At 69.4% G+C, this 22,954-nt stretch carries 22 protein-coding genes; 8 read left to right on the forward strand and 14 right to left on the reverse strand.

Annotated elements, in window-relative coordinates:
* Window positions 1-33: 33 nt before the first annotated feature.
* Window positions 34-549, reverse strand: coding sequence for a hypothetical protein (locus BMY74_RS00080; protein ID WP_143091395.1), 516 nt, complete (start codon window positions 547-549; stop codon window positions 34-36).
* Window positions 550-608: 59 nt separating this feature from the next.
* On the opposite strand from BMY74_RS00080, the gene BMY74_RS00085 reads away from it, so the two are divergent.
* Window positions 609-2,258: a BCCT family transporter gene (locus tag BMY74_RS00085; protein WP_089907517.1), complete on the forward strand. Its 1,650-nt coding sequence runs from the start codon at window positions 609-611 to the stop codon at window positions 2,256-2,258.
* Here BMY74_RS00085 and BMY74_RS00090 read toward each other — a convergent pair.
* Window positions 2,236-2,670, reverse strand: a complete 435-nt coding sequence (locus tag BMY74_RS00090; RefSeq protein ID WP_089907520.1) for a DUF6474 family protein — start codon at window positions 2,668-2,670, stop codon at window positions 2,236-2,238. The genes BMY74_RS00085 and BMY74_RS00090 overlap by 23 nt on opposite strands.
* Window positions 2,671-2,753: 83 nt before the next feature.
* Between BMY74_RS00090 and BMY74_RS00095 the strand changes: the two genes are divergently transcribed.
* The gene (locus BMY74_RS00095; protein WP_089907523.1) at window positions 2,754-4,397 is read left to right on the forward strand and encodes a TM0106 family RecB-like putative nuclease; all 1,644 of its coding nucleotides are present in this window, start codon (window positions 2,754-2,756) and stop codon (window positions 4,395-4,397) included.
* A gap of 162 nt (window positions 4,398-4,559) precedes the next feature.
* Here the strand turns inward: BMY74_RS00095 and BMY74_RS00100 are convergent, their stop codons facing one another.
* Complete coding sequence (locus BMY74_RS00100; protein WP_089907526.1) at window positions 4,560-5,318, reverse strand: SDR family NAD(P)-dependent oxidoreductase; 759 nt, start codon at window positions 5,316-5,318, stop codon at window positions 4,560-4,562.
* Between the two features lie 330 nt (window positions 5,319-5,648).
* On the opposite strand from BMY74_RS00100, the gene BMY74_RS00105 reads away from it, so the two are divergent.
* Entirely contained in the window at window positions 5,649-7,436 is a 1,788-nt protein-coding gene (locus BMY74_RS00105) for a gamma-glutamyltransferase family protein (RefSeq protein WP_245785798.1), read from the forward strand.
* Here the strand turns inward: BMY74_RS00105 and BMY74_RS00110 are convergent.
* From BMY74_RS00110 to BMY74_RS00120, 3 genes are all read right to left on the reverse strand, one after another.
* Complete coding sequence (locus BMY74_RS00110; protein WP_089907529.1) at window positions 7,433-7,651, reverse strand: hypothetical protein; 219 nt, start codon at window positions 7,649-7,651, stop codon at window positions 7,433-7,435. The two genes, BMY74_RS00105 and BMY74_RS00110, sit on opposite strands and share 4 nt — an antisense overlap.
* A 97-nt stretch (window positions 7,652-7,748) precedes the next feature.
* Entirely contained in the window at window positions 7,749-8,093 is a 345-nt protein-coding gene (locus tag BMY74_RS00115; RefSeq protein ID WP_089907532.1) for a hypothetical protein, read from the reverse strand.
* Window positions 8,094-8,158: 65 nt separating this feature from the next.
* A complete protein-coding gene (locus BMY74_RS00120; protein WP_143091396.1) occupies window positions 8,159-8,416 on the reverse strand; it encodes a hypothetical protein in 258 nt (85 codons plus the stop codon).
* A gap of 73 nt (window positions 8,417-8,489) precedes the next feature.
* On the opposite strand from BMY74_RS00120, the gene BMY74_RS00125 reads away from it, so the two are divergent.
* Window positions 8,490-9,302, forward strand: a complete 813-nt coding sequence (locus BMY74_RS00125) for a helix-turn-helix domain-containing protein (protein ID WP_089907538.1) — start codon at window positions 8,490-8,492, stop codon at window positions 9,300-9,302.
* A gap of 17 nt (window positions 9,303-9,319) precedes the next feature.
* The gene (locus BMY74_RS00130; protein ID WP_245785799.1) at window positions 9,320-9,499 is read left to right on the forward strand and encodes a DUF397 domain-containing protein; all 180 of its coding nucleotides are present in this window, start codon (window positions 9,320-9,322) and stop codon (window positions 9,497-9,499) included.
* 10 nt (window positions 9,500-9,509) lie between these two features.
* Here the strand turns inward: BMY74_RS00130 and BMY74_RS00135 are convergent, their stop codons facing one another.
* From BMY74_RS00135 to BMY74_RS00150, 4 genes are all read right to left on the reverse strand, one after another.
* The gene (locus tag BMY74_RS00135) at window positions 9,510-9,884 is read right to left on the reverse strand and encodes a hypothetical protein (protein WP_089907541.1); all 375 of its coding nucleotides are present in this window, start codon (window positions 9,882-9,884) and stop codon (window positions 9,510-9,512) included.
* 343 nt (window positions 9,885-10,227) lie between these two features.
* The gene (locus tag BMY74_RS00140) at window positions 10,228-11,376 is read right to left on the reverse strand and encodes a class I SAM-dependent methyltransferase (RefSeq protein WP_089907545.1); all 1,149 of its coding nucleotides are present in this window, start codon (window positions 11,374-11,376) and stop codon (window positions 10,228-10,230) included.
* Window positions 11,373-14,081, reverse strand: a complete 2,709-nt coding sequence (locus BMY74_RS00145) for a glycosyltransferase family 4 protein (protein ID WP_089907548.1) — start codon at window positions 14,079-14,081, stop codon at window positions 11,373-11,375. The genes BMY74_RS00140 and BMY74_RS00145 overlap by 4 nt, the downstream gene beginning before the upstream one ends.
* Entirely contained in the window at window positions 14,074-15,171 is a 1,098-nt protein-coding gene (locus BMY74_RS00150) for a hypothetical protein (RefSeq protein WP_089907551.1), read from the reverse strand. The genes BMY74_RS00145 and BMY74_RS00150 overlap by 8 nt, the downstream gene beginning before the upstream one ends.
* Before the next feature lie 297 nt (window positions 15,172-15,468).
* Between BMY74_RS00150 and BMY74_RS00155 the strand changes: the two genes are divergently transcribed.
* The 3 genes from BMY74_RS00155 to BMY74_RS00165 are packed head-to-tail and all read left to right on the forward strand — an operon-like array spanning window position 15,469 to window position 18,664.
* On the forward strand, window positions 15,469-17,190 hold the full coding sequence (locus BMY74_RS00155; RefSeq protein ID WP_089907554.1) for a hypothetical protein: 1,722 nt from the start codon (window positions 15,469-15,471) through the stop codon (window positions 17,188-17,190).
* Between the two features lie 26 nt (window positions 17,191-17,216).
* Window positions 17,217-18,182, forward strand: a complete 966-nt coding sequence (locus tag BMY74_RS00160) for a hypothetical protein (protein WP_089907556.1) — start codon at window positions 17,217-17,219, stop codon at window positions 18,180-18,182.
* Between the two features lie 29 nt (window positions 18,183-18,211).
* Window positions 18,212-18,664 carry a hypothetical protein gene (locus BMY74_RS00165; RefSeq protein ID WP_089907558.1) on the forward strand — a complete coding sequence of 151 codons (453 nt, stop codon included), beginning with the start codon at window positions 18,212-18,214 and terminating at the stop codon, window positions 18,662-18,664.
* On the opposite strand, the gene BMY74_RS00170 is transcribed toward BMY74_RS00165, so the two are convergent.
* Genes BMY74_RS00170 through BMY74_RS00185 form a run of 4 tightly spaced genes read right to left on the reverse strand, consistent with a single transcriptional unit; the run spans window position 18,645 to window position 22,926 of the window.
* Window positions 18,645-19,001 (reverse strand): septal ring lytic transglycosylase RlpA family protein, encoded by a 357-nt coding sequence (locus BMY74_RS00170; protein WP_089907561.1) that lies wholly within the window; start codon window positions 18,999-19,001, stop codon window positions 18,645-18,647. The genes BMY74_RS00165 and BMY74_RS00170 overlap by 20 nt on opposite strands.
* A gap of 45 nt (window positions 19,002-19,046) precedes the next feature.
* A complete protein-coding gene (locus tag BMY74_RS00175) occupies window positions 19,047-19,439 on the reverse strand; it encodes a contact-dependent growth inhibition system immunity protein (protein WP_089907562.1) in 393 nt (130 codons plus the stop codon).
* 28 nt (window positions 19,440-19,467) lie between these two features.
* Complete coding sequence (locus BMY74_RS00180) at window positions 19,468-20,097, reverse strand: nitroreductase family protein (RefSeq protein WP_143091397.1); 630 nt, start codon at window positions 20,095-20,097, stop codon at window positions 19,468-19,470.
* Window positions 20,098-20,136: 39 nt separating this feature from the next.
* The gene (locus BMY74_RS00185; RefSeq protein ID WP_143091398.1) at window positions 20,137-22,926 is read right to left on the reverse strand and encodes an AfsR/SARP family transcriptional regulator; all 2,790 of its coding nucleotides are present in this window, start codon (window positions 22,924-22,926) and stop codon (window positions 20,137-20,139) included.
* Between the last annotated feature and the right edge of the window lie 28 nt (window positions 22,927-22,954).

Consider the following 22,954-nt stretch of genomic DNA (forward strand, 5'->3'; position numbering starts at 1 on the left):
GCCAAAGGGTGTTCGTACGAGGGATACGGATGATCAGGAGTCACAGGGCGGGCCGCGCCGCCGATTCGCGCGCACGACGTCGAGGTAGAGCGCGTTCTGGACGTACGGCGTGCTGGTGAACGCCCGCACCGGCGTCGAGACCGGCAGCGGCGTGAGCCTGCGGGGGATCAGGCGGGTGACGGCGGCGATGAGCCTGAACAGGGCGTTCTCGGCGTGGAAGAGCAGCAGCCCGGTCAGCGTCGCCGCCACGAGGTGCGCCGCGAACATCGGCCAGGTCAGCGTGTTGTTGTGCTCGTGGTTGACCCAGGTGAGCAGCAGGTGCTGCGCGAGCTGGGCCGTGCCGAGGCCGGCGATGACCGAGAGCCTGCCGGTGCGCTTGTCGGCCAGGGACGCCGCCGCGAACGCGATCAGCACCACCAGCGGCAACGCGTGGACGAACTCACCGATCTCGCCGCCGCCCAGCCCGTGGGCGGTGATGGTGAGTGCCGCGGACGTCAGAGCGAGCGCGGCACCGCGAAGGGTGCGCAACTCATTCGTCCGTGTACTCACGAGGATTGAGGGTAATCGGAGGAGTTTGGTCTGGTCCACGTTCGGGTAGCCGGGGCCGCATGACCGTTCAATGCGACAAGCCGGGGCGGACCGACCGGGTTGTTTTCGGCGTTGCCGCAGGTCTCACGCTTGCGTTCGTGACCTGGGGGATCGTCGGAACAGACTCGTTGGCCTCTGCCTCGAAGGCCGCGCTCGGCTGGATCATCCAGCACCTCGGCTGGGCTTTTGTGCTCTCGGCCACTGGTTTCGTGGTCTTCGCGCTGTGGCTCGCGTTCAGCCGCTACGGCAAGATCCCGCTCGGTCGGGACGACGAGAAACCCGAGTTCAAGACCGTGTCCTGGGTCGCGATGATGTTCAGCGCGGGCATGGGCATCGGTCTCATGTTCTACGGCGTCAACGAGCCGTTGACCCACTTCGTGAAGCCGCCGCCCGGCACCGACGGGGACCCGTTGGAGACGGCGATGGCCACCACGCTGTTCCACTGGACGCTGCACCCGTGGGCGATCTACGCCATCGTGGGCATCGCCATCGCGTACAGCAGCTTCCGCCGCGGCCGGTCGTCGCTGATCAGCTCGGCCTTCACGCCGCTGCTCGGCAGGCGGGCCAGCAAGGGCTGGGGCCGGGCCATCGACGTCATGGCGATCTTCGCGACCTTGTTCGGCTCGGCGGCGTCGCTGGGCCTCGGCGCGCTGCAGATCGGATCGGGCCTGAACGCCGCCGGCTGGGCTGGTGACGTCGGCAAGGGCGTGCTGGTCGCGATCATCGCGATCCTGACCGTGGCGTTCGTCGCGTCCGCCGTCTCGGGTGTCGCCAAGGGCATCCAGTGGCTGTCGAACATCAACATGGTGCTGGCCGTCGTGCTGGCGCTGTTCCTGTTCGTCGTGGGCCCGACCGTGTTCATCCTGAACCTGGTGCCCACCGCGATCGGCGACTACTTCCGCGAGCTCGCGACGATGGCGGGCCGCACCGGCGCGTCCGGTGGCGACGCGACCGAGACCTGGCTGTCCGGCTGGACGATCTTCTACTGGGCGTGGTGGATCTCGTGGACGCCGTTCGTCGGCATGTTCATCGCCCGCATCTCGCGCGGCCGCACGATCAAGCAGTTCGTCGCCGGCGTGATCCTGGTGCCGTCCGCGGTGTCGCTCGTGTGGTTCGCGATCCTGGGTGGCACGGCGATCTTCGAACAGCGCTCGGGCGCGGACATCGCCGGTCAGTCGACGCCGGAGTCGCAGCTCTTCACGTTGCTCGACCAGTTCCCGCTCGCCGCGGTGGCCGGAGTGGTCGTGATGGTCCTGGTGGCGATCTTCTTCGTGTCCGGCGCGGACGCCGCGTCGATCGTGATGGGAACGCTCTCGCAGGAGGGCACGATCGAGCCCAAGAAGCCCGTGGTGATCTTCTGGGGCGTGCTGACCGGCGCCGTCGCCGCGGTGATGTTGCTGGTCGGCGGGTCGAACGCGCTGACCGGTCTGCAGAACCTCACGATCATCGTGGCGCTGCCGTTCATGGTCGTGATGGTCGGGCTGTGCGTCTCGCTGGCCAAGGACCTGCGCTCCGACCCGATGATCAGGCGTGAGGAACGCGTCGCCGAGGTGATGGAGGAGGTCACCGCGCACCTCGACCCCGGTCAGGTGGTCGAGGAGGCGGCGGTGAAGGCGGTCGCCGAGGTGACCGGGAAGGTGCCGAACGTCAGCGAACGTTCAAACGCCTGAGCAGTTCCTGCTCCAGCACTTCCAGATCGGTCGCGACGGCCCGGTGCGCTGCTTTGCGCCGGGCCGTCGGCATGCGTTCGGAAGCGCGCACGGCGGCGAGCAACTGCGCGAGTCGTGACTCGGTCTTCGAAACCCAATCGGAATCTGCCGCGCGAACCGCGTCGAGCGACTCCGAAAAGCCGACAATTCGCGCGTGCAGCCGGGCGCCGTATCCGGAGTACTTCCCGATGTCCGCGACGTCGATGCCGAGCCGGCGCGCCCGATAGCGGTCGTACTGCTCGCTCAAAACCCCAGCTCCGCGGGCGATCACCGGGGCGAGCACCGGAATGAGCGCGGGAGCCACCACCTTCGCGACACCGACCAGGTTCTTGGCTCGGCCGGGCGTGAAGCCTGCCTTCGCTTTGCGCGCCATTCGGGTACTCCTCCTCCGTCACGTGAAACTTACTGCCCAGGTTGCCGACACAGCAGGTGGACGCGCGACATACCCTGCATCCTGTGACTTCCCAGGTGCAGCTAGACGCCGGCGTGGTCACTCGTTGTCGGCGGCGGGTGCACCTCGAAAACGATCCGGAGATGCGCGACGCTCCCAAGGCGGCGCCGGATCCGGCTTCGGAACAACGGAAAGCGGACGCGGCGAACCACCGCCGTGCGGTGGCGGACGCGCTCGGGAGAATCGTCGGCTCGAACCTCTTCGAGGTGCCGAGCGGACCCGACGTGCGCAGCGCCGACCGCGAACGGGTGACGCTCGCGGCCATGGAGATGGGCGCGCCGTACATCTGGGGTGCCGCGCTGCCCCGCGACCCGCGTGGTGGTCGTCGCGGCGGAATCGACCTGCTGGTCAAGGACACCACCGGCTACGTGCCGGTGCTCGTGGTCCGGCACAAGATCACCGACCCCGGCCACGGCGCCCGCACGAGCCCGTTGTCCATGCCGCTGCCCGACGGCAGCCGCACGGACCCGCACCGCAAGGTCCGTCCCCAGCCCCGTGACCAGCTGCGGCTGGCCCACGCGCAACGGCAGCTGCAGGCCGCCGGCCACGCGCGCAACGGACGGGCCACCGGCGGTGTGATCGGCATGGACGCCGACGTGGTGCTGTGGCACGACCTGGAGGCGCCGACGTGGCCGGGCGGCCGCAACGCGCTGGCCGAGTACGACGCGCGGTTCAGCGACAGGCTGTCCGTGGCGCTGGCGGCCGCGAACGAGAAGGAGCCGCTGGCCCGTCCGTCGCGGATCGTCGACTGCAAGACCTGCCCGTGGTGGCCGACCTGCGACAGCGAACTCAAGCGGGGCAGGGACGTCAGCCTCGTCGTGCGCGGCGAGGACGCCGTGGCGTTGCGGAAGATCGGCCTGTCCACTGTGGACGCGCTGGCCGAGCTCGACCCGTTCGCCGAGGGCCCGATCCAGCTCGTCGGCATGCCGTTCGGCGACGCCGTGGTGCTGGCGCGGGCGTGGCTGCGCGACCTCACGCTGGTGCGCCGCGTGCCCGAGATGAACGTGCCGCGCGCGGACGTCGAGGTCGACGTCGACATGGAGAGCTTCGGCGACCTGGGCGCGTACATGTGGGGCTGCCTGCTGTCCGGAAAGGACATCGACGAACCCCACGGCTACCGCGCGTTCGTGACGTGGGACGCGCTGCCGTGCGACGACGAGGCCCGCTCGTTCGCCGAGTTCTGGACCTGGCTGACCGGCATCCGCCTGCGCGCCAAGGCACGCGGCCTGTCGTTCCGCGCCTACTGCTACAACGAGCTGGCGGAGAACCGCTGGCTGCTGGCGTCGGCGGAGCGGTTCGCGGGCAAGCCCGGCATCCCGACCGTCGCGCAGGTCAAGGAGTTCATCAACTCCGACTCCTGGGTGGACCTCTTCGGCATCGTCCGCGAGCAGTTCCTGTGCGCGCACGGCAAGGGCCTGAAGGTCATCGCACCGGTCGCGGGCTTCTCGTGGCGCGACCCGGAGGCGGGCGGCGAGAACTCGATGCGCTGGTACCGGGCGGCCGTGGGGCTGAACGGCGACGAGCTCGACGTGGACCAGCGGCGGCGGCTGCTGGAGTACAACGAGGACGACGTCCTGGCCACCCACCGCCTGCGCGAGTGGATGACCTCGGACGCCATGTCCCGGTTGCCGTACGCCGGAGATCTCTAACGCGGCGACTGCAATCGCCGCCGTGTTTGCCGGCGGCCAGCAGGGCACCTCACGCCACCGACCCCCGCCCCCCCATATGCCCGATATGAGGGGGCGGGGGTCGGTGCCGCGATGCACCCGTCTGACCGGCGGCAAACACGGCAACGGTTAGCAGTCGCCGCGCTAGCGAGGTGCCATGCGGAGAGCGCCGTCCATGCGGATGACCTCTCCGTTCAGGTAGTCGTGCTCGATGATCGAGAGCGCGAGCTGCGCGTACTCCGACGGCTGCGCCAGGCGCTTCGGGAACGGGATGCCGGCGGCGAGGCCCGCGCGGAACTCGTCGGAGACCGTGGCGAGCATCGGGGTGTCGACGATGCCGGGCGCGATGGTGAGCACGCGGATGCCGACGTTGGACAGGTCGCGGGCGGCCGGGAGGGTCATGCCGACGACGCCGCCCTTGGAGCTCGCGTAGGCGACCTGGCCGATCTGGCCGTCGAACGCGGCGATGGACGCGGTGTTGATGATGACGCCGCGGGCGCCGTGCTCGAGCTCCTCGGTCTTGCCCATGGCCGCGGCGGCCAGGCGCAGCACGTTGAACGTGCCGATCAGGTTGACCTCGATGACCTTGCGGTAGAGGTCGAGGTCGTGCGGGCCGGACTTGCCGACCGTGCGCGTCGACGGGCCGATGCCCGCGCAGTTCACCGTGATGCGCAGCGGGTGGCCGGACCCCGCCGCGGTGTCGACGGCGGCCTGGACCTCCTCGCCCGACGTCACGTCGGCGGCCAGGTACGTGACGTTCTCGACCGCCTCGGCCTTCTCGATGGCGCCGGCCAGGTCGAGCGCGAACACCTGCGCCCCACGCGCCGCCAGCGCACGTGCGGTCGCGCCGCCGAGGCCGGACGCGCCACCGGTGACGATGGCCGCGGTACCCGAGATCTCCATGCCTTCATCCTCCTCGAGAGAACTGCTCGCGAGGAGGTTAACGCTCGTTACCTGGAGCTCACGCGGTCGGTCAGGTGGAGCAGGGCCACCAGCGGCACGGCTGCCAGGAGCGCGAGGCCGATGAAGATCGTCGCGGTCATCAGAATTCCCATGCTCAGAACTGTGCCGTTCGAGCGTGTTCGAAACATCGGCCGCGCCGGTAGACCTCTGGTAGGAGATGTGTCACGGTCCGCTACGACCAAAGTCGTACGCGTCTCAGGGTCTGCTCCGTTCGGGCGTGGGGGATGCGTCACTCGGAGCCATGCAAGATAGTTAGCCTCGCGTACCTTTATGGACGTGTTCACCACGCGCCCCGAACTCGTCGGCACCTTCGGCATGGTCGCCTCGACCCACTGGCTGGCCTCCGCCTCGGCGATGGCGGTCCTGGAGGACGGCGGCAACGCCTTCGACGCCGCGGTGGCGGCCGGATTCGTGCTGCAGGTGGTGGAACCGCACCTCAACGGTCCCGGTGGCGAGGTCCCGATCATCTTCTCGGCGGCCGGCGCGGCCCCTCGGGTGCTCTGCGGGCAGGGTGTGGCGCCCGCCGGCGCGTCGATCGAGCACTACGCGGACCTGGGCCTCGAACTGATCCCCGGCAGCGGGTTGCTGGCCGCGACCGTGCCCGGTGCGTGGGACGGCTGGCTCACCCTCCTGCGCGACCACGGCACCAAGACGCTGCGTGAGGTGCTGGACAAGGCCATCGGGTACGCCCGGGACGGCTTCCCGCTGGTCGAACGCGCCGTGCACACCATCGGGATGGTCTCGGACCTGTTCCGCGACCACTGGCCGACGTCGGCCGCGCAGTGGATGCCCGACGGCGTCCTGCCGACGCCCGGCGGCCGGTTCCGCAACCCGAAGCTCGCCGACACCTGGGAGTGGCTGCTCGCCGCCGCCGAGGCCGCCGGAGCCGATCGCGAGGCGCAGATCGAGGCCGCGCGCCGGGCGTGGTCGCAGGGGTTCGTCGCGGCGCAGATCGACGAGTTCTGCCGTTCGGAGTTCCGCGACGACTCGGGTCGTGACCACGCGGGTGTGCTGACCGGTGCCGACATGGCGTCGTGGGAGGCGTCGTACGAGGACGCCGTCGTCGCCGACTTCGGCGAGTGGTCGCTCGTGAAGGCCGGCGCCTGGACGCAGGGACCCGTTCTGGCGCAGCAACTCCGGCTGCTGGAGGGCTACGACCTGTCCTACGTGGACGGCAAGCCCACCGCCGAAACGCTGCACCTGGCCGTCGAGGCCGCGAAGCTCGCGTTCGCCGACCGCGAGGCCTGGTACGGCGACGTCCCGGACGTGCCGCTCGAGACCCTGCTGTCGCGCTCCTACGCCTCCGAACGCCGTGCGCTGATCTCCTCCGAGGCTTCCCTCGAACTCCGCCCCGGCTCGCCCGACGGCCGGAAACCCTTGCTGCCCAAGCACATCACCAGCGGACCGTCCGCCCTGGTCTCCGACCCGACCGGCGCGATCGGCGAACCGACCGTGGAGCGCTCCGGCGTGACGCGCGGCGACACCGTGCACGTGGACGTCGTGGACCGCTGGGGCAACATGGTCTCCGCGACCCCGTCCGGCGGCTGGCTGCAGTCGTCGCCGACGATCCCGTCACTCGGCTTCTGCCTGGGCAGCCGCGCCCAGATGTTCTGGCTGGACGAGGGACTGCCGAACTCGCTGGCCCCCGGCAAGCGCCCGCGGATCACGCTCTCGCCGTCGATGGCACTGCGCGACGGCCGCCCGGCGCTCGCGTTCGGCACCCCCGGTGGCGACCAGCAGGACCAGTGGCAGCTCGGCTTCTGGCTCGCGCACCGGGCGGGCCTGAACCTGCAGGAGGCGATCGACTCGCCGATGTGGCACTCGAACGCGTTCCCGAGCTCGTTCTACCCGCGTGCCTGGACGCCGGGTGAACTCGTCATCGAGAACCGCGTCGGCGCGGACGTGCTGGAGGACCTGCGTTCGCGCGGCCACCAGGTCGTGGACGCGGGGGAGTGGACTCTCGGCCGCATGTCCGCCGTGGCAAGGGATTCCGCCGGCGGACTCCTGCGCGCCGGGGCGAACCCGCGCGGCACGCAGGGCTACGCGGCGGGCCGCTAGCCGTCGACGACCTCGGTGCCGTCGTAGATCACGTCCACGTCGCTGCCCGAGTCGTGCAGCGTCGAGACACCGGCGGCACCGGCGACGTCGCTGACCTGCTCGACCGGGTCGACCTGCGGGAGCTGCGGGAGCGCACTCGCGCCGGCGGTGCCGGCCATCGCGGCGAGCGCACCGGCGGCGATCCCGGCGGACGCGACGATCTTCTTGAGGCTCAAGGCGTTCCGCTCCTGGAGGTCTGGGAGAAGTGGAACGGCGCCCGATTCGAGGGGGAGGGAATCGGGCGCCGCCCCGGCCAGGGAAAGTCCGGTCGGATCAGATGTCGACGTGCGCGAAGCCGTTCCACGGCTCGGTCGGCTCGTTGAGGCCCAGCAGCGTGGCGGCGGGCACACCGTTGCCACCGGCGTCGACGTTCTCGACGATCGCGGTGACGTCGCCGTCCAGCTCGTTGATCGCCTGGACCTTGCCGTCGACGTCGGACGTGTCGACCTTCGCGAGCTCGCCGACGGTCGCGATGTCACCCAGCTGACCACCGATGTCGGGCTGCGTGTGCGCGGTGGCGTCCGCGGTGTCGGCGTGTGCGGTACCACCCAGGCCGAGCATGACGGCGGTGCTGCCGAGGGCGACAGCGGCCCCCGCGACGGTCTTCCTGAGGTTCATGGGCGCGAACGTCCCGTGTCCGCCCCCTCTACATCAAGCTCCGTAACTCAGGCGAGGGAAGTTCTTCATCCTTTGGAGGGACGCCACTCCATTCCCACCGTGCAGATCCGGACGTCCTCCCGCCACACCGTGATCGCGTAAGTGCCCGCTTTCGTTTCGGTGCGCGCCAGGAAGTCGACGGCGCATTCGAGGGTGTAGCGGCGACGCCACTCCTCGCCTTTCTTTATGTACCAACCGTGGTCGAGGACTTCCTCGACCTGTGCGAGGTCGAGCGCACCGCCGGGCAGCCTGCGGTGGTACTCGATGCGGTGGAGGTGGTCCATGACCAGGACGTTCCTCACTGCACCCGAGGAGTGAGAATCTCAGTTCCCGGATCTCGCCTATACCGTTTGGACCGTGGCTGAACCCACGTTCCGGCAAAAGCGCCTCGGCGAGGCGCTGAAACTCCTGCGCGAGCGCGCCGGCCTCAGCCAGCGCGAAGCGGCCGACCGGATCGACTACAACGTTCCGAAGCTCAGCCGCATCGAGAACGGCCAGGTGCCGGACATCCACGCGTTGCGCGCGATGCTCGACGTTTACGGCGTCATCGGCGACGAGGAAACGCCGTACGTCGAGATGTGGGAACTGGCCAAGGAAAAGGGGTGGTGGAAGCAGTACCGCCTCGAAGACCAGGGCTACATCAGCCTGGAGCACGACGCGTCGGCGATCAGGGAGTTCCAGTCGAGCTACCTGCCGGGCATGGTGCAGTCCAAGGGATACATGCGCGCGGTGTTCGCCGGTGCCAGGACGCAGCGGTCCAGGAAGTGGGTCGACAGCCAGATCGCGGTGCGCGTGCGCAGGCAGGAGCGGTTGACCGGGGACAACCCGGTCCGCTACCACGCGATCATCGCCGAATCCGCTCTCCGGCACGCTGACCGAGATCAACTGCTGCACATCGCGAACCTCAGCCTGCTACCGAACGTCACCATTCAGGTCGTATTGGACACGGCTGGACTGCACGACGGCCACAACGGACCCTTCACTCTGCTGGATTTCCCGTTCGACGGAGGCCCGCGAGTTCTCTACGTCGAGCACGCCGGAGGCTCGATGCACATCGAGGACCAGAGCCGCGTGAAGGCCACTATCCTTACCTTCAAGCACCTCTCGAAGCTGGCGTTGACCCCGGAAGAGTCCGCCGCGTGGATCGAGAGGTTGGCTGCCGAGAGGTAGGGATCCAGGTGTCTGCTGTGTGGCGTAAGAGCAGCCGCAGCAACAACGGCGGAAACGGCAACTGCGTGGAGATTGCGCTGAACGGCTCAGCCGCGCGCGTGCGCGACTCGAAGAGCCGGGCGAGTTCCGAAGTCACCGCGCCCGAATGGGCATCGTTCATCGGCGCCGTGAAGCGCGGCGACTTCGAAAAGAACTGACGGGCCTGTTCTAGGCGATGGCTCCCGGCGGGAGCTTCAGCTTGAACGGCAGCGTTGTCACGACGGCGAGATCCGAGGCCGTCGCCTTCATCAGCGTCGGTGCGTTGCGCGCGCCGGGCTCAGGCAGGTCGAGCAACCTGTCCACGGCCTCGATCAACGGGCCCTCGTAGATCCACACGGCCTGAGCCGGACGGGCCGAGTCGCGGACCGCGGGCAAACGCCCTGCGCGCGCCTCCGTCTCGGACCAGAACAGGATCGAGTCGATGAAGCCTCTGCGCTGCTTGAACGCCATGATTCGGTCGAGCTGCCCGGCGTCGTCCCTCAGGTGGAGGAACTGAAAGCCGCTTTCGCGCAACTCGATGACCTTGTTCAGTGCGTGGTCCATGGCGCACCTACCCGGTGTGAGGTCCCCCTTCGGGTGACCGATCAGTCATACGACCCGAAAGGATCGTACGTTAAGTCAACGTGCCGCCGTAAGACGTACTCCGAACGAGTATCTCAATTGGCAGACGTCTGTGGCGCAGGGTAATCGGTTGTCTTCTTGGTCGAGGAAACGGCCAGGAGGACCGTCACGGTTCGCACCAAGAACGCCAAACCGCCGACTGTGACTAATGTCACGGTGATCAGCATTGTCGCCTCCGAGTGGGTCCTACACCCGCAGTAGACGTGTAGCACTCGTGGCGGGTTGCAAGTGGGACCGACACCGGAGTGTCGGTCCCGGAGCAACGTCAGCTCCTCAGCTTGAGCTCGTACTCGCCGACCTCGACGAGGTACAGGTAGCTCACCCAGGTCTCGCCCGCGCGCTGGTCGGTGGCCGCCTCCAGCACGGTGCAGCCGAGCTGGTCGAACAGGCCCCGCACGAGGTCGGTGTGGATGCCGTGCATCTGCATGCTCTTGTTCGACGCGGGCTGCGGGGCGGCGGGTTCAGCGGCTTCCACGGCCTCCGAGGCGGTCGCCTCATCGACAGGGGCAGGCGCAGGAGCGGCAGCCGCCGCGCCGGTGACAGTCACCGGGACGCGCACGGTCGCGTTGCCGAGCTGTTCCCACCAGGCGACGTGCTCCTGGACGAGGTCGAGCTCCAGCTCGTAGTCACCGGGCTCCGCCGGGATCGACACCCGCAGGGACACCGTCGCGGACTCACCCGGCTGCAGTGCCGGCACGGTGACCCGGCCGTCGTCGCGGCGGACGAGTTCGCCGTCGCGGTGCCAGTGGTTCGCGGCGTTGAGCAGCTGGCCGTACGGCCACGCGCCGTCGCTCGTGTTGCGCACCGAGAGCTCGACGTACTGCGACTCACCGGCACCAGCCGTCGCCGGGGCGTTGAGGACGGTGATCTCGGCGCGGCAGAACTCCTCCGCGATGGGCGTCGGCATCGGCAGGTGGCTCGGCAGCTGGAACACCAGGTGCCCGCCCGGCCGGACGATCCGGATCATCTCGAGCAGGTAGCGCAGCGACAGGCGCGGCGGGATGTGCTGCAACGTGATGAGGCTCAGCACGAAGTCGACGGAGTCGTCCTCGAACGGCAGGGTGCTGGCGTCGTTGTGGATGAAGCGGACGCGGTCGCCGTGGGGGTTGTTCGCGCGGGCCTCCTCGAGCATCGACGCGGCCACGTCGACACCGGAGACCTCCTTGCACCGCTCGGCGAGTGCGATCGAGAGCCTGCCGACGCCACAGCCGAAGTCGACGGCGACGTCACCGATCGACCTGCCGTGCCGGGCGAGGAAGTCCGCCACGGACTGGACCTCGTTCCGGCCGCTCTCGAAGAAGCTCGCCCGTGCGTCGCCCCCCGCGTGCTCGCGCTCGGTCAGCACGGCCCAGTACGGGTCGGTCGAACCTAGGTGCTCCCACGTCTCGCGAACTTCGCCGAGTTCAGCGCTCACCGGGAATCCTCCGAGTTTCGTCGATCGAGCTTGTTCTCGAGCTTCCTGATCTGACGGGCCATGTCGTCGAGCCGCTTGTCGTGCGACGACACCGAGCGCGCGACGGACTCGAACGCCTGCTGGGCGCTGCCGACCAGCTCGCCCATGATCTTGCGCTGGTGCACGTCGAAGTGGTCCACCGCGCGCAGCACCGCTCGGCGCAACGTGGGAGCGAGCGGCAGCCGCGACGGGCTGCTGGTGTCCGCTCGCCACTTCAGCGCCTCGCGGGCCCTGGTGAACGGGTCCTGCGGGTCGGGGGAGTCCTGCTGTTCGCCGTAGATGGCCTGCCACCTCGCATGTGCGGCGCGGAGTTCGGTGCGCATCCAGGACGCCGCGGCATCCATGGAACGGGTGCGCAGGATGTGTTGACGTGCCGCGTCACCGCGACGACGGGCCTCGGCGGGGTTGTCCGCCACCTCGCGCATGGCCTTCGCCGCGGCGTCGAGGTCGGGGTCCGCCCAGAGCGCGTCGGCGGGGTAGGGGTACCAGCCCTCGCCGACCTCGACCATCTTGTACGGGATGGCCCATCCGACCGAGGGGTCGAAGAACTCCGTGGTGCTCGAGTAGTCGGTCGAGATGACCGGCATGCCGCGGACCATCGCCTCGGCGACGGTGAGACCGAAACCCTCGCTGCGGTGCAGCGAGACGTAGCAGTCGCTGTCGCGGTACAGCGCGTTCAGCTCGTCGATGCTGAGGTAGCGCTCCATCAGTTCGATGCGCGGGTCGGCGGCGACCAGCAGGCGCAGGCGCTCGGCCGCGTTGGTGTGCAACTGGCCGTTCGTCGCCTTGATGACCAGCCGCACGTCCTGCCGGTCCGACGGGAACGCGCGGGTGAACGCCTCGACCACGCCCCACGGGTTCTTGCGGCCGCCGGTGCTGTTGAAGTCGAACGCGAAGAAGAACTGGGTCGGCTTGCCGGGAGCGCGCGCGGTGCGTTGCGGGGCACCCGGATCGAGCACCGGTACCGGGATCACCTTCACGGGCACCGAGCCGTGCTGCTGGAACGCCTCGCGGCAGAACTCGCTGACCGTCCAGATCTCGTCCACGAACTCGTAGCCCGCCTGCTGCCACGGCGGCACTTCCTCGAGCTCCCAGGCCCACAGGCCGATCCGGTACCGGCGGTGCCCCACCTCGGGGAAGCTCGCCAGCAGCACCTCCGTCTGGTCGGAGTTCACCGCCATCACGCTGACCGGGAACTTCGGCCTGCCGGCCGAGTCCGGTTGCTCGAGGTCCGTGCGGCAGGCCAGCGAGTGCTCCTCGACGACCGAGACGACGGGAACCTCCGCGGCCTCGACGGCCTTCAGCACGATCCGGCCCATCTCGCCCAGGCCGAGCTCCGCCGTCAGGTAGCCGGCGATGTTGACGCCGAACTCGTCGAGCGGGTCCTGCGCGGACCGCGGCTCCCGCGGCAGCGCCCAGGTCGGGACGACCCCTTCCTCGACGCCGTACGTGCGGCACCACTCGCGGAACCCCGGGGCGTCCGCGGCGCACGGCCACGGGAACGCCTTCTGCAGGTCCGGGCGCATCGCCCAGGCGAGCATGGTCATCCGGTTCAGGCCGGCGGCCTCCTCCGGCGGGGCGCCGGGACTCCGAAGCCACTCGATGAACTCGTCGTCACCACCGGAACCGAACGGGTGCGGCGGGATCTCGGTGATCGCCCGCTTGAACAGCATCTGCTTCGCCTCGGGCCGTTCGGCCTCGATCCAGGCGTGCCGGAACATCCGGCGCATCTGGATGGACACCCTCGTGCCGTCCGCGAGCCAGTCGTACCGGTAGGTGCTCTTCTCCTGGGGCTTGCGCCAGCCGGCCGCCAGGAGCTCGTCACCGTAGGCGAGGCACAGCTCCCGCAGCTCCGGGTGGTCGGAGAGCAGGATGCGCGGCCGGTGGTGGCAGTGCTGGCTCAGCAACCAGGGCTGGTCCGGCCGGTAGCCGGCGAAGTGGAAGAAGCGCAGGCGCTCCCCGCCCGCGTAAAGCGTGCCGTCCGGGCCGCGGGTGACCGACCGCTCGTGCGCGTTCCAGTAGCCGATGTTGAAACCGGGGTCGCGCAGGATCGTGTGCCGGAAGAGCGTCGGGATCTGGTCGGCCCACCGCTGGTCGACGAAGAGCTGCGCGCCGGGATCGATGATCGCGTCCTGGCGCAGGCGCTCCGCCCAGAACTCGAGGAACTTCTTCGAGCCCTGGCCCACCGCGATGAAGCCGAGGTCGAACATCCCCATCGCCATCATGCCGAGGTCGCTGGGTTCGTAGCCGTCGCGCGGCATCGGTTCGAGGAGCCGCGCGGTGAGCACGATGTCGTGCTGCACGGCGAGGTCGACCACCTCGGGGTACGGCGCGAAGACCCGGATGTCCGGGTGCAGGAAGATCGCGGCGGGGGCGCCCTGGCTGAGCAGCTTGCGCAGCACCAGCGGCTTGACCGCACCCGCGAGCTCGCCCGAGTCGTACGCCGTCGCCATGCGCTGGAAGGTCGTCTCGTCGAGGTCGAGCCAGCCCGGTCCGACCTCGGTCCACTGCTCCCGCGCCACGACACCGTCGGGACCGTCGAGCACCAGGATCACGAACTCGTGACCGGGGTGGTGCTCGCGGTAGGAGGCCGCGAGCACCTTCGCGGCGGGAAGTCCCGATCGCGTCGCGACGGTGCACGCGACCGGGAGTTTCGGCTCAGCCATTCGCTTCGAGGATCCTGAGCTGTTCGGCGACGATGCGGGAGAAGACGTCGCTGGCCTTCTGCAGGGTGTCCGTGCTCACGACCTGGATGCGCACGATGGTGTTCTTGCTCGAGTAGTGGGCACGGATGAGCGCCGGCTTGTCACCGGACTTCTCGGCCTGGCTCGCCTGCACGCCGACCGGGGCGGAGGGCATGTCCGTCAGGCCGTAGACGATCTCCTGCTGGGCGAGCTCGTCCCGGCCGGTGTCCGCCTGCGCCTTCGACGCGGCCTCGGTCGTGAAGATCAGCACATGCACGCCGTTGTTCGACGCGGCCGACAGGCGCGACTTGCCGGCGCCCGCGGTGTTGTAGTGCTTGATCTCGTCAGGCGCGAGGAAGTTGCTCTTCTCGGCGTCGGCGAACGTCTGGATGTTCTTGTGGTCCTCGACGGCACCCGGCAGGTCCATGATGGACAGCGAGTCCTTGGGCTTCGTCGTGGTGGTCGCCGTCTGCGACGTCGACTGCGCCGTCGTGTCCGTGGTGCCGCCACCCGAGTCGCGTCCGGCGAACCACCAGATGCCGCCGCCGATCAGCGCCAGCACCAGCACCACGCCGATGATCGCGAAGATCTTGCCCTTGCCCTTGCCGCCGGTCTCGTCGAAGACCTCGGGACCGTGGCTCCAGCTCGCCGGCTGCTGGTTGAACTGGTCGTAGTCACCGCTGACCCACGGCGGCGGCGCCGCCTGCTGCTGCTGAGGACCGCCCTGGCCCCACGGTCCCTGCGGCGCGATCGGCGCGACGAACTGGGTGCGTTCGGCGTCGGCCTGCGGGCGCTGCTGGGTGTTCACCACCTGGGTGGCGTCGGGGTTCGGGTTCTGCTGCGGCTGCTGGTTGGGCACGACCTGGGTGGCGTCCGAGGACTGCGAGGTGGGAGGTTTCGCCTCCCACTTGAAAGGACGGGCGAACGCGGCCTGCTGAGGTTGCTGCTGTGCCTGACCGCCGCCGGCAGAGCCGGCGAGCACCTCGTCTCGACGCCGACGGTAATCGTCAGCGGAGATCCGACCAGAGGCGAGTTCGTCGTCGAGCTTCTTGAGCTCGTCTTGCCAGGTCACCCCTGGCACCCCCTTCCGCGAGTACATGGACCCGAACAGTGTGCCTGGGTCCGTCGGCGGGAACCCGCGGACCTCTCGAAGTCGTGACCTGGATGTGGCGCGCCCCACCCGCGTCCGGGCTCACGAAGGGCTCGGTGAACGGGAGTTCGCTGACCGGCGGCCACTTCGCCGACGTGCCCACCACCACGGGTACGTTTATCACAAGCGGCACTTGGGTGTTGCGAGTAGCCCGTACGGTTACTGAGCCATGGCGGAACGGGTGCCTTCCGCCCGGCGGACGTGCGGAGGGGTCGGTTCGTGGGGGAGTCAGCGACGCAGCCGGTCGTGAGGGGCGGGGTCACCCTTCTGCTGGCCCGGGCGCTCGAACGACTGGTCAGGTCCGAGGTCGTGCAGGCCTTCCACGTCGGTCTGGTCGTCTCGCTGCTCTTCAACTTCCCCCTCGTGCTGCACCCGAAGACGCTGGTCACGGGTGATCTGGGTGATCCGCTGCTGCAGACGTGGCAGCTCGCGTGGCTGCACCGGTACCTCGCCGAGGGCGGCGACCTGTGGACCTCGAACCAGTTCTACCCCGCCGTCGACTCGCTGGCGTTCAGCGACTCGTTGCTCGGGTACCTGCCGCTGAGCCTCTTCGGCGACGGTCCCGAGGCCGCGATCCTCCGGTACAACGTCGCGTTCGTGCTCGCCTTCGCCTTCGCGTTCGCCGGGGGCTACCTGCTGGTCAGGCAGTTGGGGAGCAACTGGCAGGGTGCCGCGCTCGCCGGTGCCGTGCTCGCCTGGTCGCCGTGGCGGCTGACGCACGTGCACCACCTCAACCTCCTGTCGATCGGCGGTGTCGCGCTCGCGCTCTGCGCGCTGGCCCGCGGCCACGGCTTCACGCTGCGCGGCAGGCGGGAGCCAGCACCGCGGTGGATCTTCGCCGGCTGGGTGATCGCCACGTGGCAGGTCACGATCGGATTCGCCCTCGGCATCACGTTCGTCTACGTGATGGCGGCGGTCGGTGTCGCGATCGCGGTGTTCGTCTGGCGGCAGCGACCGGGAATCCGCACCGTCATCGCGAACGCGTGGGGCGTCATCGTGTTCCTCGTGGTCACCCTGCTGATGGTGGCGCCGTACTTCCGGGTGCTCGACCGGTACGGCTTCACGCGGACCTGGCACGAGATCGAGCTGTTCTCACCGCCCGCGAGCGGCCTGCTGACCACGACGCGGGACAGCTGGCTGTGGCAGGCCACGGACTTCGCCGACAGCAGTGCCATCCCGCACGACGGCATCCTCGAGAAGCTGCTGTTCCCGGGCCTCGTCGTCCTGGTGCTCGGCGTGGCGGGGTTGTTCCTCAGCGCCTGGCGGTTCACCACGCGGATGGTGCTGGCGGCGCTGGTCGTCGTCCCCGCGGTGCTGGCCCTCGGCGCGTCGTTCCTCGACGGCGCCATCTACCGGGTGCTGTGGGAGGTCGTGCCCGGCTGGGACGCCATGCGGGCGCCCGGCAGGCTGATCCTCTGGGCGATCCTGCCCCTGACGGTGCTCGCCGCGGGGGCGGTGACGGAGTTCGGCCGGCAGCTCGTCATCCGCACGCAACTGCGGGCGCGCACCATCGTCCTGCTCCTGCTCGTTCCCGCGGTCGGCGCCCTGCTGGAGGGGGTGCCGAGGTGGGCCCACGTGCCTGTTCCCGCCGTGCCGGCCGGCGTGCAGCGGGTGTTCACGCAGGCGCAGGAGCCGATGCTCATGCTGCCGATGGACACCTACGACGAGTTCACGTACCTGTTGTGGTCGACCGAGGGCTTCCCGAAGATCGCGAACGGCAACTCCGGCAACTTCCCGCCGCAGTACCGCGAGATCGTCGCGGCGACCGAGAACTTCCCGGACCAGCGCAGCCTCCAGGCGCTCAAAAGCCATGGCATCTACAAGGTCGTCGTGGTGAAGTCGCGGCCCGGGGGTGCCGACATCGCGGCGAGGCCGGTCGGCGGGCTGCCGCTCAGCCGTGTCGAGAAGGACGACGTCGTGGAGTACACGATCACCGGCTGACCTGCTTTCCGAGGAGGAGCGTGCCCGTGAGTGCGGGGGTCGAGTTCGTCGCCGACGTGGTGCTGACCGGCACCGTGCTCGGACTCGACGCGAACCTCGGCCCGGACGTCGCGGCCGAGGTCATGGGCGGACCGGGAGGGGAGAACCGCGACTCGCGCACGTGCTGGCGGTCGTACGGGCTGGTCGAGGTCGGCTGGTACCTCAGGCGACGCGGACTGGGCTGGAAGGGCGAGCACCTCGCCGTGCAGGTGCATCGGCTGCGGCACGGTGACGACTGGCTGGACGACGCCGTGGCCGCGCGGTACGGCCGGTTCGGTGGGCTCGTGGTGTTCGACGAGGTGCGGGCCGAGTTGGCGGCGCGCGGGGCCGGGCTCGTGCCGGTCGGTGGGCCGGAGACCGGGTACCGGCAGTACTGGCAGCCCGAGGCCCAGGTGACGCTCCACGTGGGGGTGGGGCCGGAGTTCCCGGACGGCGCTGTGGAGAAGGTCTTCACGGCGTTCGGGCAGGACTTCACCATCTCGTTCGACGGTGACCCGAAGGCGGTGTGGCAGCAGGTGAAAGCGGTTGCCGGCATGTCAGCGGAGCAGCGGATTCGTTGGGCCGCAAGAAAAGCGCCGGAGGACTTCCGGTCGTGGTGGCGGTACTGTGCAAGGCTTGCTGCCGCGCGGACGTCGTCGCACGGCGAGTTGCGCGGCCGGGACCGGTTCGTGGAACTGGTCTTCTGGATGTGGGACCACGGGCTGCGCGAAGGCGTGTACACGGCCAAGGAAATCGCTTACCTGCGTGCGGAGTTCGTTGCACGGCTGGAGGAGCTGCATCCGGAGCTCGCGCTGCCGAGCCACGACGAGGTCGTCGGCGCGTGTCTCGACCATGTCGGCGAGGCGATGACACGGGACGACAAGAACCTCGTCGACGCCGCGCGGTTGTTGCGGCACGGGCTCACGGACACGAGCAGGTTCGACGCGGTCTACGAGCGGCGCAGGACCGCCTGACTCAGCAGAAGATCAGGCCGCACGGCCTCGTGGTCGTCGTGGTGGTCGGCCTCGGCCGCGTGGTCGTCGTCGTGACCGGCGGCGGTGCCTTGGTGGTCGTCGTCGTTGTCACGACCGCGGTCGTGGTGGAGGTCGTTGTCGTCGTAGTCGTTGTCTTGGAAGAAGAAGACGGCTGCGACGACGAGCTGGACGCCACTGTCTGTGACGGAAGCTCGGATTCCGTGGGGAGCAACGACGGGGTGTTGATGAGCGAAACCCTGGCCGGTTCCCTGCTGCCGGAGTCGGCCGGATCGCCCGCGCCGAACGACCCGGCATACGTCCCCAGCACGCCAAACGCCGCGATGACAACGCCGACGACAGCTCCTGTTGCGAGCCGTGCAGGTCCACTCATCGCCGCGAACACTCGGATTGAGTATCTCGTTCACTCGATTGGGTCAAGCAAACCGGTCTTTTTCTACTCGTTCACACCTTTGTCACGGTGACGCCCACTACGCCCTGTGACAGGGGTGCAATCGTCTTGAACGCCTTGGGGGTCAGGTCGACGCAACGGCCGGAGACGAACGGGCCGCGGTCGTTGATCCGCACGGTCACCGTCTTGCCGTTGGAGCGGTTCTTCACCTTGACCTTGGTGCCGAACGGGAGCGTCTTGTGCGCGGCCGTCAGCTTGTTCGGGTCGAAGCGCTCACCGCTGGCCGTCGTGCCGCCGCCGGAGTAGTAAGAAGCCTTGCAGGTCTCGGCAGAAGCCACCGGGGAGAAGAACACGGCGGTGGTGACGAGGGACGCGAGCGTGAGGCCGGCGGCCGCGAGGGTCTTGGTCATGGTGCAAGCAATTCACCCCTCGGCAAAGGCGCGCTTAATGCCCGCCTAACCGGGAAACTGCTCGGCCGCGGAGACCAGCAGCTGCCAGTCGCCGTCCGGCAGGGTCCGCAGCCGGTCCAGCAGGGCAGTCATCCTGGCCAGCAACTGTGGGTGATCGGCCCAGAAGGAGTGATCTACTCTGAGTAGCGCGGCGAGCAGGTCGCCGGGGTAGAGCGCGACCGACCGCAGGGGGTCGCCCTCGACGTGTTCCAGGGCCAGCAGCGCGGTCACGTCGAGCCCCACTTGGTGCGTCACGAGCAGGTGCAGCGACGTCGGCGTCAGCTGTCCCACCGGCAGGTCGCGCAACGCGCACAGGTCCCGGTAGAGCTGGGTCGAGGACGAGTCGGGCGTGCGCCAGTCGTCCTCGCTGAGGTGCGCCAGCGTTCTGTCGCGGTCCACGCACACATGGTCCCCGCAAACCGGCTCACTAGTGGGCCGACGGAGGCAACGGTTCGGCATTGGGGGACTGCCAGCCCACGCGGACGAGCACCTCGCCCTCGTGCAGGAGCGCTTCCGACGCGAGGCCCCACACGGTCGACGCCAGCACCACCGCGCTCACCGCCTCGCCCGCGCTCAGCCAGTCGCGTCCCAGCACCCGCAGCAGGGCCCCGTTGCGCCGTGCCGCCAGTTCCAGCTCGCAGTTCTCGGCGCGGGCCGCGTGCAGCAGCCACGTCAGCGCCGAGTCCGGCACCTCGTCGGGCAGGTAGGGCCGGGGGTCGGCCCTGCGCAACGAGATCGCGGCCGCCGAGGCCACCTCGGAGTGGAACGCGTCGAGCTCCCAGCGCGGGTGCACGGACGCGACCTGGCCGTCCGGCTGCGGGGTGCGCAGCACGTGGCAGTCCCAGCCCATGGCGGACAACGCGACCCGTACGTGGTGAAGCACCGCACCACACGCGAGAAGGCCCGTCTGGTCCGTGCGTGTCGTCAAGAGTTCGAGGCACTCGTTGCCGTTGCGCCACCGCCACGGCGGAACGATGCCGAACGACGGTGCTCGCGCGGCGAGTTTCAGGACTTCTTCCACGGTTCCCGCGTCGGGTGTGCGCACGCTGGTCCTCATCCGGCCAGCCTGTTCCCGTCCGGCTGCGCGGGGCCTGCGTCACGACTGCGCGGCCGCGACCACCGAGGCCACCGTCATCGCCGCACCGCGCGAGAAGTGCTCCTCGTACTCCTCCGGGCTCAACGCCTTACGGCACAAGGTCACGCATTGGTCGTGCGACGCCGCGAAGTTCGCGGACCCGAACAGCGGCAGGCCGACCGACTGCCACACCCGGTCCGCACCGCCCAGCAGCAGCGCGGCGTGCGACGCGGACCCGGTGATCACCGAGATCAGCGCCAGCAGCTCGACGGACACCGCGATGCCCAGCAGGTCGTGGAACTGCTCCTTGATGCGCAACGACGTCGTGGCGAGCTCGCGGGCCTCGGCGACGTCACCGCGTCCCATCGCCACGAAAGCCAGGACGTACAACGCGAACGCTCGCGCCCACAGCTCGCCGTTCTCCTCACACACGACGCGTGCCTTGGTGCAGATCTCCGCCGCGCGGTCGAGTTCGCCGCCGAACGCCGCGGTGATCGCCAACGCCACCCGTGCCATGACCACGTTGCTGTCCAGGTGCCCGAGCTCGGCGTGCCGGCGGTCGGCCTCGGCCAGCAGGCGCGCGCCCAGTGGCAGGTCGTCGTCGAACACGGCCGCGGCGCCCTGCACGTAAGTCGCGTAGACGTCGGCGTCCTCGTCGCCCAGCACCGCGGCCTCGGTGCGGCACGCCTCCAGCAACGCCGGCACGGCGCTGGTGTTGCCCTGCAGCGTCGCCAGGTAGCCGGTGACCCACAACGCCTTGCAGCGCGCCCGTGACGGCTCGGTCTCGAGCGACAGCGCCCAGTTCAGCCAGTGGCGTCCCTCGGCGAACCGCCCGCAGCCGACCCAGTAGAACCACAGCGTCGAGGCGAGCCGCAGTCCCGACTCGGCCTCGCCCGGCGTCGTCAGCGAGTGCTCCAGCGCCGCCCGCAGGTTGCCGCGCTCGGCCGCCATCGCGCCCACGGTCGCCGCCTGCCGCGGCGTGAACCAGGCCCGTTCCCCTTGCAGCGCAACACCCGTGTACCAGTCGCGATGGCGCGCTTTCAGCCGTTGCTCGTCATCGCTCGCACGCAACCGCGTCTGCCCGAACTGGCGCATGGTCTCCAGCAACCGATAGCGCGCCACGCCCGCATGTTCTTCGCGTTGCAGCACGGACTTGTCGACCAGCCCGTCGACCGCGTCGAACATGTAGTCCGCGGTCAGCGCGTCGTCCGAGCACACCGCCTCGGCCGCGGCGAGGTCGAAACCGCCCGCGAAGACCGACGCCCGCGCCCACAGCAGCTGTTCGCGCGGCGAGCAGAGGTCGAAGCTCCACTCCATCGTCGCGAGCAGCGTCTGGTGCTGCGGCAACGCGGTGCGCCCGCCGTCGGTCAGCACCCGGAACCGGTCGTCCAGCCGCTCCAGCAGCTGCGCCGGGGTCAGCGCGCGCACCCGCAGGGCCGCCATCTCGATGGCCAGCGGGATCCCGTCGAGGCGGCGGCACAGGTCCGCGACGGCCTGCTCGTTCGCCGCCGTGATGACGAACGAGCCGGGAATCGCCGCATCAGCGCGTTGGGCGAACAGCGTCGCCGCCGGATACGGCACGGACAACGGCGACACGGACAGGACCTGCTCTCCGTAGACGCGGAGCGCGCGCCGGGACGTGGCGATGACACGGAGGTCCGGCGCCACCCGCAGGAGCGTGTCCACCAGGACCGCGCAGTGGTCCACGACGTGCTCGCAGTTGTCGAGCACCAGCAGCGCGTCCTTGCCCGCCAGGAACTCCGTGAGCACGCTCAGCTGACCGCGCCCGGTCTGGTCGACCACGCCCAGCGCCTCGGCGACGGCGTGCGGCACGAGGGCCTTGTCCCGCAACGCCGCCAGCTCCACGAGCCACACACCGTCCGGCGGGTGCTCGCCGCGCGCCACGTGCAGCGCGAGCCGCGTCTTGCCCACACCACCGACTCCGATGAGCGTGACCAGCCGGTGCCTCCGGATCAGGTCGGCGACGTGCTCGGTCTCCGGGCGGTCCACGAAGCTCGACCGGTCGGCGGGCAGGTTGCCGCGCACCGGCACCGGGACGCGTTCCGGCAGGTCGAGGCGGGGGTCGGCGGTCAGCACCGCCTGTTCGAGGTCCTTGAGCCGCGGCCCGGGCTCGATGCCCAGCTCACCGACCAGGACGCCGCGCGCCCGCTGGAACGCGGCCAGCGCCTCGGCCTGCCTGCCGCAGCGGTAGAGCGCGATCATCAGCTGCTCCCACAGCCGTTCGCGGAACGGCTGCTGCTCGACCAGGGAGTTGACCAGCGGCGCCACCGCGGCGTGCTCGCCCAGCGCGAGCGAGGCCTCCATCAGGTCCTCCGTCGCGTCCATCCGCAGGTCGGTCAGCCGCGCGGACTCCTGCCGGGTCCAGTCGCCCGGACGGCAGTCCGCGAGGGGGTCGCCCGTCCACAACGCGAGGGCCTCGCGCAGCATCTTCGCCGACTCCAACGGATCGTCGCTGTGCCGTGCTGCTGCGACGAGCGCCTCGAACCGTGCGACGTCAACGGTGTCCGCAGGGGCGTTCAGGACGTAACCCGGCTCGCGAGTCGTGATCAGCTCACCCAGTCCGGCGTCGCGGATCTGCCCGCGCAACCGCGCGAGGAGGCTGTGCAGGGTCTTCGTGGCGGTCGCAGGCACCTCGTCCGACCAGAGCGCGTCCACGAGCGCACTCCTCGGCACCGTCTCTCCCGGCTTCAGCGCCAGCCGTGCGACCAAGGTCCTCTGTCCCGCACTGCTGAGCTGAACTGCTCCGTTCGGACCGGTGAGTTCGAGCGGTCCGAGCAGCCGGATGATCACGTTTTTGGTCCTGTCGTCAGCCCCCGAC

The sequence above is a fragment of the Lentzea albida genome (assembly GCF_900111005.1).
GTDB lineage: Bacteria > Actinomycetota > Actinomycetes > Mycobacteriales > Pseudonocardiaceae > Lentzea > Lentzea albida.

What these genes read in the sequence shown, in the direction of transcription:
- BMY74_RS00115 (WP_089907532.1), bottom strand. Translation starts at nt 8,093, where the DNA reads ATGAACCTCAGGAAGACCGTCGCGGGGGCCGCTGTCGCCCTCGGCAGC.
- BMY74_RS00090 (WP_089907520.1), bottom strand. Translation starts at nt 2,670, where the DNA reads ATGGCGCGCAAAGCGAAGGCAGGCTTCACGCCCGGCCGAGCCAAGAAC.
- BMY74_RS00120 (WP_143091396.1), bottom strand. Translation starts at nt 8,416, where the DNA reads ATGGACCACCTCCACCGCATCGAGTACCACCGCAGGCTGCCCGGCGGT.
- BMY74_RS00100 (WP_089907526.1), bottom strand. Translation starts at nt 5,318, where the DNA reads ATGGAGATCTCGGGTACCGCGGCCATCGTCACCGGTGGCGCGTCCGGC.
- BMY74_RS00180 (WP_143091397.1), bottom strand. Translation starts at nt 20,097, where the DNA reads ATGAGGACCAGCGTGCGCACACCCGACGCGGGAACCGTGGAAGAAGTC.
- BMY74_RS00135 (WP_089907541.1), bottom strand. Translation starts at nt 9,884, where the DNA reads ATGGACCACGCACTGAACAAGGTCATCGAGTTGCGCGAAAGCGGCTTT.
- BMY74_RS00105 (WP_245785798.1), top strand. Translation starts at nt 5,649, where the DNA reads ATGGACGTGTTCACCACGCGCCCCGAACTCGTCGGCACCTTCGGCATG.
- BMY74_RS00170 (WP_089907561.1), bottom strand. Translation starts at nt 19,001, where the DNA reads ATGACCAAGACCCTCGCGGCCGCCGGCCTCACGCTCGCGTCCCTCGTC.
- BMY74_RS00145 (WP_089907548.1), bottom strand. Translation starts at nt 14,081, where the DNA reads ATGGCTGAGCCGAAACTCCCGGTCGCGTGCACCGTCGCGACGCGATCG.
- BMY74_RS00085 (WP_089907517.1), top strand. Translation starts at nt 609, where the DNA reads ATGACCGTTCAATGCGACAAGCCGGGGCGGACCGACCGGGTTGTTTTC.